Consider the following 13,195-nt stretch of genomic DNA (forward strand, 5'->3'; position numbering starts at 1 on the left):
GGAAAAAAATCCGTTTTTCACCGCCGGTCTGCGCACGCAGGGCGAGAAAAGCGGCTTCTTCTTCCACCCACACATCCGGGTTGGTGGTGTCGGAGAGAATGAACACATCAAACGCATCGACCTGACCTGTTTCACACAGGCTGGTATAAATGGCTTTCAGCCCCGCCATCACGCGGTGCGGGGGTTCATTATAAGTCGGTAGCAGCAGCGCTGTGCGGGAATGCAGGGTCGGGAGCGGGCCTGACCGCGTAATCCCCAAACCCAGACCACCGCGCGTTATCAGTGAGACAAAGCCAGCCAGGGATGACGTAAAGGCCAGCGCAATCCACAGGAACAGGGCGACGAACAGCACCAGCATCACCACCCCGAGGATGGAGGTGCCGTTGGCATCCAGCACCTTATGCGTGCGCCATGCGCCAAAGGCTGTCAGCGCGAGCGCTGACCCGATAACCAGAAACCGCCGCAACCCGATGGTTGCCGGAGAGGTTGAAGGCGTTCTGGCTCGTCCCTCCATGTCCGGCATGGCGTGCAGATCCTGCACCGGCATCGCCAGCGGAGCTTCCGGGGGAAGAGCCTGAAACGGCACGGCCTGCTGACCAGACTGCGTCATTACGGCGTCCAACGGTACACCCATTCTTCTGAAACCGGACCACTATCCGCTGCCAGAACACAGCGGAGCTCAACAACCTTTTCGTCACCGGGGACGAATTCAAAGGTTGTGCGCCAGCCATTGATATTCGGGTTTGGCTCCACCACCACATTCCGAATTTTGCCCGCCGAAGACTGGGGTTCCAGATGGAACTTCGTATCCTTCGGCAGCCGTTCAAACGGCACACCCATGAAGTCGATCGCGAAGAAGCGGGCGTTTTTATCATCGACCACCGCGCCAACACGGGTAGCCCCCACGCGGGCCAGCGGGGTGGGGAAGGGGGCATCCCACCCCCAATACATCCGGTAGGTAAAGTTGTATTCCTTCCCGGCTTCCAACGGTGTCTTTGGCCGCCAGAAGGAAACAATGTTGTCATTCACTTCATTAGGCGTCGGGATTTCCACCAGATCTACCCAGCCCTGACCCCAGTCGCCAATGGGTTCAATCCACAGAGACGGGCGTTTCTCATAATTCAGGGCCAGATCTTCAAAATCATGGAAATTCCGGCGGCGCTGCATCAGGCCGAAACCGCGCGGGGAATCATCTGAAAACGCCGAGAACTGCAAATCAAGCGGGTTACGCAGCGGGCGGAACAGTTCCTGCCCGGCTCCCGTCCACATTTGCAGGGCTTCACTGTCATGCGCGGCCGGACGCCAGTCATCCACATGGGTGCGGTCATTGGCGTCAAAATAGAACATGCCCGTCAGCGGCGCGATGCCGGACTGGTCAATTTTGGTGCGCGGGTAAAGGGTGGACTGCACGTCAAACACCGTTGCGTCACCGGGGCGGATGGTAAAGCGGAAGGCACCGGCAACAGAGGGACTGTCCAGCAGGGCATGCACGACCACAGCTTTCACACCCGGCTGCGGTTTTTCCAGCCAGAAGGCGCGGAAGAGTGCAAATTCCTCGCCTTTGGGGTCGCCTGTCCCATCTGCAAAGCCGCGTGCGGACAAGCCATAGCTCTGGCCCTTGGCAACGGCACGAAAATAAGATGCGCCCAGAAAGACGCAGAATTCTTCCATCACACCCGGCGTGTTGATGGGCGTGCGCAGACGCAACCCCGCAAAGCCGAGATTATCGTCCACCCTCAGAGACGGATCACCATAGGTGAACAAGTCCGGAGAGTAGGGAACAGCTTCAGACTTGCCGTCCGTTATTTCAAAAATCTCAATCCGGGGGCGGTAGAGGAACCCACGCGGAAAGAACGCGACATCAAAAGCCAGATTGTCGTCATGCCACAGGGTCTTGTCTTCCCGGTAGGCAATGCTGCGGAACTGATCAAAATTCAGATTATCCAGCGCCTTGGGCAAGGTCTGCGACGGGCCGTGGTACGGCGCACTGGCCAGACGACGGGCAATCTGCCGGACCGTCATATCGTCAAATGTACCCGTTGCCCCTTCAAGCCCCTCTGCTCTGGCCTGACGGGCAACGCCCCCGGCCAGAGTAGCGAGTGTCGCCCCCGCGCCAATCCGAATTAAGTCTCGTCGCTGTACAGATGAAGACACTCCAGACTCCCGAATTCCCATGAAGGGCTAAAAATTTCTTTAATGACAAAATTGCCGTGCGATACGGCTTTTTAAGGGCATTACACGATTTGTGGTGTTAAGAGTTTTTCAAGTTCTGCCAGACGGGTCTCTGCTGCCTGAGCTGCCTCTTTTTCGATCTCCCGATAGCAGCGCACTACAGCCTCGCCTTCGGCTGTCAGAAAAGCGCCGCCACCGCCGCCGGGACGGGTGACGACCAAAGGCTCCCGGAACAGCTGGTTCAGGCTATCCACCAACAACCATGTCCGGCGGTAGGACATGCCCATGGCGCGTCCCGCCGCTGAAATGGACCCTGTTTCTGCCAGTTGCTCAAGCAGGCGGATTTTCCCATGCCCAAGGGCGGGTTTTTTATCCGCATCCACCCGCAAGGTCAGTCTTAGCCGCTCTGTCATTCGCCTGCCCGCGTTCGCGTTGTCATTTTATGCGTGATATCATGAAAGCATCATGTCTCTTCTTACCAAGGGCCACGCCCCGGCGATGTTCTCATGACATACTCCACCGCAGATACCATCTGGCGTTCCATGAGGCCAGACGATCTTGCCGCCACGATAACACTGGCGGCGCGCATTCATCCCGATTATCCGGAAGATGACGACATTTTCAGAGAGCGGCTGACCTTAGCGCCGGAAGGATGCTTTGTGCTGGAGAATGCGCGGGGCGTTCATGGCTATCTGATCAGCCACCCATGGGCAGGGCACCTCTCCCCACGCCTGAACTGCCTTCTGGGCAGTCTGCCTGCCCAGCCAGACAGTTGGTATCTGCATGATCTTGCGCTGGATGAAACAGTAAGAGGGCAGGGCAGAGCCAAAGAGGCCATTGCGCTGGCCAATAATGCTGCCCGCGCAGCACATCTACCCGTAATCACCCTCACAGCGACGGGCCCCGCGCGCACCTTCTGGCTGCGGCAGGGATTTACCCCGGAGAACATTTCAGAGGCTGAAAAAGCTGTGCTGGCTTCGTACGATCCCGAAGCCAGCTTTCTCTCCCGACCCGTATCAGGCCGGGAGTAAGTCTTAGTCTTCTGTGTGGTGTTCGGGAGCCAGCATCATGGCTTCCGCCACAATTCCGGAATGCTCGCGCACCTTGCGTTCAATCTCGGCTGCCATTTCCGGGTGGTCGCGCAGGAACTGCTTGGAGTTTTCACGCCCCTGACCAATCCGCTGGCTGTCGTAAGAGAACCATGCGCCGGATTTCTCCACCACACCGGCCTTCACACCCAGATCAATCAGTTCCCCGACCTTGCTGATGCCTTCGCCATACATGATGTCGAACTCAACCTGACGGAACGGCGGGGCCATCTTGTTCTTGACCACTTTCACACGCGTCTGGTTGCCCACCACTTCATCCTTGTCCTTGATGGACCCGATGCGGCGGATGTCCAGACGGACAGAGGCGTAGAACTTCAGCGCGTTACCACCTGTCGTGGTTTCCGGGTTCCCAAACATCACGCCGATCTTCAGACGGATCTGGTTGAGGAAGATCATCATGGTGTTGGAGCGCGCAACGGAACCGGTCAGCTTACGCAGCGCCTGACTCATCAGACGGGCATGCAGGCCGACATGGCTATCGCCCATATCACCTTCGAGTTCCGCACGCGGCACCAGAGCGGCCACACTATCTACCACCAGCACATCAATCGCGCCGGAGCGCACCAGTGTGTCGGCAATTTCCAGCGCCTGCTCACCCGCATCGGGCTGGCTGATCAGCAGGTTATCAATATCAACGCCCAGCTTCTTGGCGTAACCGGGGTCCAGAGCGTGCTCGGCGTCAATAAACGCGCAGGTGCCGCCCCGCTTCTGGGCTTCTGCAATGGCGTGCAGGGCCAGCGTGGTTTTACCCGAGCTTTCCGGCCCGTAAATTTCAATCACACGGCCACGCGGCAGACCGCCAATCCCCAGAGCAATATCCAGCCCGAGAGAACCGGTGGGAACCACATCTGCCTGTTCCTTCGGCCGCTGCCCCAGCCGCATGACAGACCCTTTCCCAAAAGCCCGTTCAATCTGCCCGAGCGCGCCTTCAAGAGCTTTTGCCTTATCCATCATTCACCTTTCCTGTGGCCCTCGACTGAGGCCGGGAGTGCTGCACTGTTTCAAGACGTGCCATAAAAGCCGCGCGCCGGGCAATGACTGGCATCAAGCCCCAGAGTTCGCTCAGGCACCTTAAGAATTTGATTTCTGTTTGTTCTTATAGAAACAAAACAAGAACACTTCAAGCCGGAAACAGGCGGCCCGAAGCCGCCTTGCCTCCTGCCGCCAACGCGACAGACCTTATTTGGTATGCCCGGACGAGACCGCAAGGCCAGACCCGCGCGGATCGGTCCAGCCGAAGCATTTTCCTGAATCCCCCGGCAGACCCGCCGGGCAGGAAACAAAGTTGGCACGCCCCACACCCTCTGTCACCGTCGGGCGCTGGCCCGCAACAGCCGCCCGCAGCGCAACGGCAGCCGTATCGGCCGCCACGTTCTGGCCGGAAGCCGTAGCGGCCGCCCGGAACTGCGTGGTGCCCTGATGTGCGATAGCCGCCGTCAGCAAGGGCAGGGGACGACGAACCGGAGACGCCGCCAGCACAATGCCGGTCGAACCCGCAACACGCCCCGTGCCGAACAGGTTATTCATGGTCAGGCCACAGCTCACCGTCTCACCCGTACGATCCGTCACGACAAAGGAAGTCGAGGCAGGCAGGGGCGGCAGAGCAGACCCGGACGGGAGATGCCCGCTCTTCAGAAGAGCTTCCGCATCCGCAACACTCACAGCTGCCCCTTTGCCGGACTGCCGGGCGCGCCAGCCAGAGACAACTGCTTCCGCCCGGGCGCTGGCATGGCCATGCTCGTCCATAGACAGGTAAGAAGCCGCAGTGCCCAGCCCACCATCAGCCGGCGGCGGCAGGAAGCTGATATCCAGACCACCAGAACGCACCGTCAGAGGTTGTTCCGCCACAGCCAGACTGCCGCGCATGTCCGCTGGTGTCAGGCCAGCGCCCGCTGCCTGAGATGCCTGCGTAAAGCTTTGCGCCAGTGAACCGTTATAAAGATCGCCCACACCGGCAATACGCAGGCGCTCCAGCGCACCCGCCAGACGGGGCTGCACCATCAGGTCATTCGCTGCCAGCACGGAGCCATTGCTATTGGCAAAAATGGCGCGGGTTTTCTCGTCCGCCAGCAGGGGGGCCTGCACAGCGGCCAGATCGGACGCCAGAAGCCCGCCAACCGGCACACCATCGGTCGCCAGATTGCGGGCCGGGACAATCACGTCAGCAAAATCGACGCTGCCGTAGCGCAGCTGCATCAGATACAGGCCACGGGCCATCATAGGCACGGCAGCAGGACGGTCAGACTGCGCATCGGTCTGGCCTGCGCGCGGCAGGAAGAGGAAAGCCTGCCCCTGCGCATCACCCGGACGCCAGGCCAGACAAGCCCCGCCTGCGCCCAGAGATGCACGGGACGGCAGGGTGACAGACAGAGCCAGCCCCAGAGCCGCCGCAGCATCCGCCGCGTTCCCGCCCTGTGCCAGCACATCCCGCGCCACCAGAGCAGCCTGCGGTTCATCCGCCACAACCTCACCCACAAACCCCGTTACGACAGGCTGAGCAGGCCCCTCATGCTCGCTGCCACAGGCAGTCAGTGAACAGGCCATCAGCAGAGCTGCCATCCGGGCAGGACCTGAAAATAACGGCGCAAGCCGGGCTGAACAGGTCTTCATGAAATGCTCGGGCACGCCTTGATGTCTCCATTTCGCTGGTCTGCCCGCATACCGGGCGTCTGAATCTCTATTCTGAATTACCGCTCTTCCGGGCAGGCAGCAACACGCGCACGCCATTTCCATCCCAACGGTTCTGCTTTAGACATAATGGCACGATGAAAAAGCTGATAACCTTTTCTTTCAGGCGCGCCGCTCTGGCCGGAGCCGCAAGCCTCCTCCTGCTCTGCGGCGGGGCAGCTTCCGCCCATGCTGCGGACAGCAGTTTCAGCCCCGCACAACGGGCAGAAATTGTTGAAATCGTACGCAATGCGCTGAAGACAGACCCCACCATTCTGTCTGACGCCATCTCCTCCCTGCAGACGCAGGCAGCCGCCAGAAAAGCGTCCTCCGCGCTGGAGACTGTGCGCCACAACAAGGCGCAGTATGGGGAAAGCACGACGGACGTTGTGCTGGGCAATAAGAACGGCAAGCTGGAAGTGGTCGAGTTTTACGACCCCCGCTGCCAGTATTGCCGCAAGGTGCTGGGCGATGTGGACCACCTGATTGGCTCAGAACCCGACCTGCGACTGGTTGAAAAGGTCATCCCGGTTCTGGGGCCAAACAGCGTGATTGACGCTGAAGCCATTATGGCGGCGGGCCTTCAGGGCAAATACGTCCCGTTCCAGAAAGCGCTGATGACCGATTCCTCAGCCCCGTCACTGGATCGCATTCGTCGTCTTGCACAGAATGTCGGGCTGGATGCAGACCGCCTGCTGAAAGACATGAAAAGCCCGGCTGTTACCACAGCGCTGAGCAAGAATCTTGAACTGGCGAAGGCGATTGATCTGGAAGGTACGCCGACCTTCATTATTGGCGACCGTGAAATTATTCCCGGCGCGGCGTCTGAGAGTGACCTGAAAGCGGCCCTCGACCGGCTGCGCAAAGCACGCTGACCCCTCCGGCCACTCCCCGGTTCCATGAACCGGGGAGGGGCTGAGAGATCCGTTTTTCAGGCCGCGTCTTCGGTCTGGCGGGCAGGCATCACGCCTTCTTCCCGCAGCAGATGCGCCAGAGCGCGCACCATTTCATCCATCATCTCATCCGTATGGAACGGCCCCGGCGTCAGCCGCAGGCGCTCCGTGCCCTGCGGCACCGTGGGGTAATTGATGGGCGTGGCATACTGGCCGTATTCCACCAGCAGGCGGCGGCTGATGCGCTTGCAACGTTCCGCATCCCCAACCGGAATGGGCACGATGTGGCTGGGCGTCATGGTGAACGGCACCCCGGCAGCCCGCAGGCGGGCGCGGAAGGTATTCACCCGCTCGAACATTTTCTCACGGCGCCAGTTTTCAGCCCGTACTTTGCGCACACTGGTCAGCGCAGCGCCCACCACCGGCGGCGGCAGAGCTGTGGTGAAGATGAAGCCGGAGGCCGTGGACCGCAGGAAATCGACAATCTCGGCCGTGGCCGTGATGTAGCCGCCATGCACACCAAAGCCCTTGGCCAGCGTGCCTTCAATAATATCTACCTGATCGGCTACGCCATCACGCTGGGAAATCCCGCCGCCTTCCTCGCCATAGAGGCCGACCGCATGCACCTCATCCAGATAGGTCAGGGCATTATATTTACGGGCCAGCGCGCAGATCCCGGCGATGTCGGAAATATCGCCGTCCATGGAATAGACGCTCTCAAACGCGATAAGCTTGGGCGCATCCGCAGGAGCCGCCGCCAGTTTGGCCTCAAGGTCCGCCAGATCATTATGTTCAAAAATGACCGTCTGAGAGCCACGTGCACCCTTGATGCCCGCAATCATAGAGGCATGGTTCAGGCGATCTGAAAAACAGATCCAGCCGGGCATGGAGGTCAGAATAGTCTGGAGACTGGCCTGATTGGACACATAGCCGGAGACAAACAGAAGCCCCGCTTCCTTACCGTGCAGCGCGGCCAGCTCTGCCTCAAGCGCTGTATGCAGCGGGCTGGTTCCGGCAATATTGCGCGTGCCACCGGCACCAGCGCCATGCTCACGGATGGCAGCAATCGCGGCTTCCTGCACTTCCGGTACGACACCCATGCCCAGATAGTCATTGGTGGACCAGACAATCACTTCCCGGCCTTCCGGCAGGGCAGGCAGTTCTTCCTCATACAGAGGGAAACGGTCTGCAAGGCGTGCCAGCGGGGTAAATGTGCGGTAGCGCCCCTGCTGCCTGATATCATTCAACGCCGTGTGACAGTGCTCATAAAACGGATGCCGGGCGTTTTTGATTGATCCCACGCTTCTACTCTCCTCGCGTCGTCAGAAACGGTCGGGGCTCGGCACAGGGCCCGTCGGCCGTCTGGCCGGTCTTCACATAAACTTGTTAGAGTTACTTCACATACACTCTGATGACTGAGTTCGTCACGGTCGAATCCGGCATAGCGGCCATTTCCACCTGAGCGGGGGAGGCTCCATCCTTGATGATAGCCTGTGTTACAGCCTGCCCATCACCCTGTACCAACTGCACCAGCGCCTGCTGATCTGTCGCTGAGTCCCCACCCGGCGGGACCAGACACTGCACCACAAACAGAATGTCGGGCTTGCTGGCCAGCGCCTTGTGCACAATCTGCTCAACCGGTCCGCTCCACTCAGCCGGAGAGGTGCCCGCCACAAGCTCAATCAGCGGCGGCACCGGCGGCGGGCCGGGCGGCGGAGGCGGAATATAAGGCACGGGCGGTTTGCCAGCACGGGCATTGAACGTTTTCTGGTCCACCAGCTTGCACCCGCTCAGGCACAGCGCAACACTGGCCACAAACGCCACCCGAAAAAACGGCCCCTTCTCTATAAAACGGGAAACAGACAGCATAACGGGCAGATCTCCGGGTCAAACAGGATGTGGTGACTCTTGCCACCTTCTTTCGCGCTCCTTTACGGCAGACGCAAGGTTAAGCTCAGCGCAAGGCTCTCAAAACTTGCTCTCACCTCTGGCCGCCTTTATTGAGCAGGGCACGAGGATGAAGACCTGTCGCACGGGCAGGCCCATCACGGAAGGCAGGCGAATGGCAGCAGTCCCTTCGACAGACCCGACCGACCAGCGGGAAGAGACCCACCTCTCCGCCCAGCAAAGTGCCGTGGCCCGAATGAGCCACGCCGCGCGCCTGCTGCTGAATGAGGAAGCCCTCCCGCCCCACGCCCGCACGCTGCTTAACAGAATGTGCCTGCCAGTCACCGCGCTCTGGTGCCGTGTGCTGCGGTTTGACCCCAGCGCCCCCAACTGGCCGGACCGGGACCGGTTTGTGGTGCCCTCCACCACCATGCTGCCGCTGCTGCGCGCGATGCTGCGCCTGACCGGCTCCCCCACAGCGGACAACATTCCGCTGGAATATGGCCGCCACCCGGCGGTGGAAGTCGCACCCGGTCCGGCAGGGCAGGGCGTGGCCGCCGCAGTAGGCATGGCCTTTGCGGAACAGACACTTGCCCGGCGCTTTGGCCGCTCACTGGTCAACCACCGGACATGGGTTCTGGCACAGGATACGGATCTCGCGACCGGCGTCGCCATGGAGGCCGCACAGCTGGCCGGGCGCTTTGGGCTGGACAGACTGGCTGTGCTCGTCACCCCACCAGCAGGGCCGGATAACGACGATTTTGCCGATTCGCTCACTCGTTTTAGCGCCTCCGGGTGGACGGTGCGGCGAGTGGACGCAGGCAGTGCTGCGGCCATCAGCTCCGCCCTTGCAGCCACCCTCCGCGCCCGTAAACCCACCCTGATTGCCTGCCTGCCCTCCAGTGCTCATGAAGGTCTGCCCGGCCCCGAGCTTCCGCCGGAAGAAGAACTGACCGGCCCGTGGAGCCCAACCGCCCGACGCGGAGCGACCACCCGGCGGTCCTGGTTGCGCCGCTTCGCCCGTCATCGGTTGCGCAATGCCTTTGAGCGGGAAGTGCAGGGCCAGCGTCCCGCCCTGTTTGATGAGGACTGGCACCGCGCCTGCCGCTGGCAGATGCGCTCATCAAGGGGACACGCCACGCAGGATGCAGGCCTTGCCGGCCTCCGCGCCCTTTCCGACGTTCTGCCCGAACTGGTGTGCCTGACCGCCTCTTCCGCCTACCGGCAGGATCTGGCTGCTCCGGTCGCCCTGCCTGCCACGTTTCAGGCCCGCACGCGCCTGCTCCCGGCGGAGCAGTCCTGTGGGATTCAGGATCATGGCATGGCAGGTATGCTAAACGGTATTGCCTTGCATGGCGGCCTGCTCCCCTGCTGTGCCGCCAGCATGATGACGGTGGATCGCATGCGCTCCGCCCTGCGTATGGCGGCCCTGATGCGCCGCAAGGTGCTGTATCTGCTCACGGGTGACGGGCTGGCACTGGGCGATGGCGGCGGGGGCTGGCAGCCGGTGGAGCAACTGGCCAGCCTGCGCGCCATGCCACATCTGGCTGTTTTCCGCCCCTGTGACGCGCGTGAGACCACCGCCTGCTGGGAGGCCGCCCTTAACTGGCAGGGGGGACCGGCCATGCTGCTGCTTTGCCCGTATGAAAACCGGTACGGTCCGCTGCCTCCGCCCGCGTTCGGCACCCCCTCCCGCGGGGGGTATGTGGTGAAGCAGGAAGACAACCGGCAGGTGACGCTGATTGCGTCCGGCCCAGAGGTTGCCATCGCGCTGAAAGCATCGCACCATCTGGCCCGGCAGGATATTCGGGCCACCGTGGTCTCCATCCCCTGCTGGGAACTGTTTGCCGAACAGCCCGCCAGCTACCGCAGGACCGTGCTGGGCACGTCCGGACTGCGCGTGGGGGTCGAGGCCGCTTCCAGCTTTGGCTGGGAACGCTGGCTTGGTGAAGAAGGAGTTTTTGTTGGCATGGATGATTTCGGCACGTCCGCCCCGGCCAACGCATTGTATGAGCGCTTTGGCATTACTGTTGAAGCGATCTGCGAGAAGGTGCGCATGCGCCTTCAGACCTCAGGCGGTGAACGGGGGCCTTCCCTGCGCACGCCGGACCAGCCCCGGACCCGCGTTCGGGGACCGTTAACGACAAGACCATAGAATAAAAAAACGGAGCTTAAAAATCATGGCAGTCAAAATTGCAATCAACGGATTCGGGCGTATTGGCCGGCTTGTGCTGCGCGGTATTATTGAAAGCGGACGCACGGACGTTGTGCCGGTGGCCATTAACGATCTGGGCAGCGTGGCGGACAACGCCCACCTGCTGAGCTATGACAGCGTGCATGGCCGCCTGCCGGCTGACGTCAAGGTTGATGGCAACAAGCTGATCATCACCGCACATGGCCGCACGTGGGACCCGATTACCGTTTCTGCCGAGCGTGACCCCTCCAAGGTGCCGTTCCAGGGCGTGGATGTGGCCATGGAATGCACCGGCCTGTTCACCTCCAAGGAAAAAGCAGGCCAGCTTCTGGCTGCCGGCGCCCGCAAGGTGATCATCTCCGCTCCGGGCACGGATGCGGATGCCACCATCGTTTACGGTGTGAACCAGGATGTGCTGACGCCGGACATGACGGTGATCTCCAACGCCTCCTGCACCACCAACTGTCTGGCTCCGGTCGCCAAGGTGCTGGAAGACGCATTTGGCATTGAGCGCGGCTACATGGTCACCATCCACTCCTACACGGGTGACCAGCGCACGGTGGACACCCTGCATAAAGACCTGCGTCGCGCCCGCGCTGCCGGCCTGAACATGATCCCGACCTCCACGGGCGCTGCCCGCGCGGTCGGTCTGGTTCTGCCGCAGCTTAAAGGCAAGCTGGATGGCACGGCCATTCGTGTGCCGACGGCCAACGTCTCCCTCGTTTCGCTCGACTTCGTGCCGAAAAAGGTGCCGGGCTCCGTGGAAGAAGTGAATGCCGCCATCAAGACCGCATCCGAAGGCGCGCTGAAAGGCGTTCTGGCATATTCTGATGCGCCGCTGGTCAGCTCCGACTTTAACCATGCTCTGGCCTCCTCCACCTTTGACGCCACGCAGACCTCTCTGGTCGATGGCGGTAAGCTGGTGCGCATCTGCTCCTGGTATGACAATGAGTGGGGCTTCTCCAACCGCATGTCCGACACTGCGGCTCTGTTCGGCTCACTCTGATGGCCATTCTTCCCTTCAACACGCTGGATAAGCTTGACCCAAAGGGCAAGCGTATCCTGCTGAGAGCCGATCTGAACGTCCCGATGCAGGACGGGAAGATTTCGGACATGACGCGCATTGAGCGCATTGTGCCGACCATCCGGGAACTGGCGGACAAAGGCGGGCGCGTGATTGTGCTCAGCCATTTTGACCGCCCGAAGGGCAAGGTTGTGCCCGGCCTGTCTCTGGAACCCATGGCCGAGGCTCTGGCCACGGCACTGGGTAAGCCGGTCAGCTTCATGCATGACTGCATCGGCCCGCAGGCAGAAACCGCAGCTCGCTCCCTGAAAGACGGGGAAGTGCTGCTGCTGGAAAACACCCGCTTCTACCCGGGTGAGGAAGCCAATGCACCGGATCTGGCCGCTGAACTGGCAAGACTGGGTGATGTGTATGTGAACGATGCGTTCTCCGCAGCGCATCGGGCTCATGCCTCCACCGCCGGTGTGGCCGAGCATCTGCCTGCCTATGCCGGGCGTCTGATGGAAGCGGAACTGTCCGCGCTGGATGCCGCTCTGGAAAACCCCGAGCATCCGGTTGGCGCGATTGTGGGCGGGGCGAAAGTCTCCACCAAACTCGCCCTGCTGGAAAACATGCTGGAGCGCGTGGACGTTCTGGTTGTGGGTGGCGCTATGGCCAACACCTTCCTGGCCGCCAAAGGGCTGAGCGTCGGCAAGTCGCTCAAGGAAGAGGATATGCTGGACACGGCCCGGCAGATCATCGCCAAGGCGAAGGAAAAGAACTGCGATCTGGTTCTGCCGGTTGATGTTGTCCTTTCTGAGGACTTCATGGCCGGTGCGCCCACGCTGGTTGCTCCCGTGACGGAAATCCCGGATGGCTGGATGGCGCTGGATGTGGGGCCGGAAACGGTCAAACTGCTGAAAGCCAAACTGGCTGACCTGAAAACGCTGGTGTGGAACGGCCCTCTGGGCGTGTTCGAGCTGCCGCCATTTGATGAAGGCACCAATGCTGTCGCACAGGAAGCCGCTCGCCTGACAAAGGCGGGCAGCCTGAAAACCATTGCCGGAGGGGGGGACACTGTTTCCGCCCTGCGTCACGCCGGTGTGCTGCATGACATGACGTATGTCTCCACCGCAGGCGGCGCTTTTCTGGAATGGCTGGAAGGCAAGGTTCTGCCGGGCCTGACCGCGCTGAGTTCCACGCTGGAACGAACCATTCCCATCTGAAAAACACTCTGACTTCAGAGCCTTTTTTCTAAGAAGACAGAAGA

General features: G+C 61.1%; 11 protein-coding genes and 1 pseudogene. 5 read left to right on the forward strand and 7 right to left on the reverse strand.

Features of this window, described 5'->3' with window-relative positions; translation table 11 throughout:
- The 3 genes and pseudogenes from HK23_RS08035 to HK23_RS08045 all read right to left on the reverse strand — a co-directional run.
- Positions 1–634: pseudogene (locus HK23_RS08035) on the reverse strand (glucans biosynthesis glucosyltransferase MdoH); the annotation flags it as partial.
- A complete protein-coding gene (locus tag HK23_RS08040) occupies positions 610–2,154 on the reverse strand; it encodes an OpgD/OpgG family glucan biosynthesis protein (RefSeq protein ID WP_179193846.1) in 1,545 nt (514 codons plus the stop codon). The gene HK23_RS08040 and the pseudogene HK23_RS08035, both read right to left, overlap by 25 nt.
- A gap of 80 nt (positions 2,155–2,234) precedes the next feature.
- Positions 2,235–2,585: a winged helix-turn-helix domain-containing protein gene (locus HK23_RS08045; RefSeq protein ID WP_063907321.1), complete on the reverse strand. Its 351-nt coding sequence runs from the start codon at positions 2,583–2,585 to the stop codon at positions 2,235–2,237.
- Positions 2,586–2,678: 93 nt separating this feature from the next.
- Between HK23_RS08045 and HK23_RS08050 the strand changes: the two genes are divergently transcribed.
- Positions 2,679–3,203, forward strand: coding sequence for a GNAT family N-acetyltransferase (locus HK23_RS08050; RefSeq protein ID WP_086653574.1), 525 nt, complete (start codon positions 2,679–2,681; stop codon positions 3,201–3,203).
- Between the two features lie 3 nt (positions 3,204–3,206).
- Here HK23_RS08050 and recA read toward each other — a convergent pair whose 3' ends face one another.
- Complete coding sequence (gene recA, locus HK23_RS08055; protein ID WP_231888271.1) at positions 3,207–4,232, reverse strand: recombinase RecA; 1,026 nt, start codon at positions 4,230–4,232, stop codon at positions 3,207–3,209.
- 228 nt (positions 4,233–4,460) lie between these two features.
- Positions 4,461–5,891, reverse strand: a complete 1,431-nt coding sequence (locus HK23_RS08060) for a gamma-glutamyltransferase (protein WP_086653575.1) — start codon at positions 5,889–5,891, stop codon at positions 4,461–4,463.
- 155 nt (positions 5,892–6,046) lie between these two features.
- Here HK23_RS08060 and HK23_RS08065 point away from each other — a divergent pair, with 155 nt between their 5' ends.
- The gene (locus HK23_RS08065; RefSeq protein WP_086653576.1) at positions 6,047–6,823 is read left to right on the forward strand and encodes a DsbA family protein; all 777 of its coding nucleotides are present in this window, start codon (positions 6,047–6,049) and stop codon (positions 6,821–6,823) included.
- 56 nt (positions 6,824–6,879) lie between these two features.
- Here the strand turns inward: HK23_RS08065 and hemA are convergent, their stop codons facing one another.
- Both hemA and HK23_RS08075 read right to left on the reverse strand, forming a co-directional pair.
- Positions 6,880–8,142, reverse strand: coding sequence for a 5-aminolevulinate synthase (gene hemA / locus HK23_RS08070; RefSeq protein ID WP_063907318.1), 1,263 nt, complete (start codon positions 8,140–8,142; stop codon positions 6,880–6,882).
- A 91-nt stretch (positions 8,143–8,233) separates the two neighbouring features.
- Entirely contained in the window at positions 8,234–8,710 is a 477-nt protein-coding gene (locus HK23_RS08075; protein ID WP_086653577.1) for a hypothetical protein, read from the reverse strand.
- 193 nt (positions 8,711–8,903) lie between these two features.
- Here HK23_RS08075 and HK23_RS08080 point away from each other — a divergent pair, with 193 nt between their 5' ends.
- From HK23_RS08080 to HK23_RS08090, 3 genes are read left to right on the forward strand one after another with little or no spacing between them, the layout of a single operon-like run.
- A complete protein-coding gene (locus tag HK23_RS08080; protein ID WP_086653578.1) occupies positions 8,904–10,883 on the forward strand; it encodes a transketolase-like TK C-terminal-containing protein in 1,980 nt (659 codons plus the stop codon).
- 25 nt (positions 10,884–10,908) lie between these two features.
- The gene (gene gap / locus HK23_RS08085) at positions 10,909–11,928 is read left to right on the forward strand and encodes a type I glyceraldehyde-3-phosphate dehydrogenase (RefSeq protein ID WP_086653579.1); all 1,020 of its coding nucleotides are present in this window, start codon (positions 10,909–10,911) and stop codon (positions 11,926–11,928) included.
- Positions 11,928–13,151, forward strand: coding sequence for a phosphoglycerate kinase (locus HK23_RS08090; RefSeq protein WP_086653580.1), 1,224 nt, complete (start codon positions 11,928–11,930; stop codon positions 13,149–13,151). Before gap ends, HK23_RS08090 begins: the two co-directional genes overlap by 1 nt.
- The last annotated feature ends 44 nt before the right edge of the window (positions 13,152–13,195 follow it).

Source organism: Acetobacter malorum (genome assembly GCF_002153605.1).
Classification (GTDB): domain Bacteria; phylum Pseudomonadota; class Alphaproteobacteria; order Acetobacterales; family Acetobacteraceae; genus Acetobacter; species Acetobacter malorum_A.

What these genes read in the sequence shown, in the direction of transcription:
- gap (WP_086653579.1), top strand. Translation starts at nt 10,909, where the DNA reads ATGGCAGTCAAAATTGCAATCAACGGATTCGGGCGTATTGGCCGGCTT.
- HK23_RS08045 (WP_063907321.1), bottom strand. Translation starts at nt 2,585, where the DNA reads ATGACAGAGCGGCTAAGACTGACCTTGCGGGTGGATGCGGATAAAAAA.
- HK23_RS08075 (WP_086653577.1), bottom strand. Translation starts at nt 8,710, where the DNA reads ATGCTGTCTGTTTCCCGTTTTATAGAGAAGGGGCCGTTTTTTCGGGTG.
- HK23_RS08080 (WP_086653578.1), top strand. Translation starts at nt 8,904, where the DNA reads ATGGCAGCAGTCCCTTCGACAGACCCGACCGACCAGCGGGAAGAGACC.
- HK23_RS08060 (WP_086653575.1), bottom strand. Translation starts at nt 5,891, where the DNA reads ATGAAGACCTGTTCAGCCCGGCTTGCGCCGTTATTTTCAGGTCCTGCC.
- HK23_RS08090 (WP_086653580.1), top strand. Translation starts at nt 11,928, where the DNA reads ATGGCCATTCTTCCCTTCAACACGCTGGATAAGCTTGACCCAAAGGGC.
- HK23_RS08065 (WP_086653576.1), top strand. Translation starts at nt 6,047, where the DNA reads ATGAAAAAGCTGATAACCTTTTCTTTCAGGCGCGCCGCTCTGGCCGGA.
- HK23_RS08050 (WP_086653574.1), top strand. Translation starts at nt 2,679, where the DNA reads ATGACATACTCCACCGCAGATACCATCTGGCGTTCCATGAGGCCAGAC.
- recA (WP_231888271.1), bottom strand. Translation starts at nt 4,232, where the DNA reads ATGGATAAGGCAAAAGCTCTTGAAGGCGCGCTCGGGCAGATTGAACGG.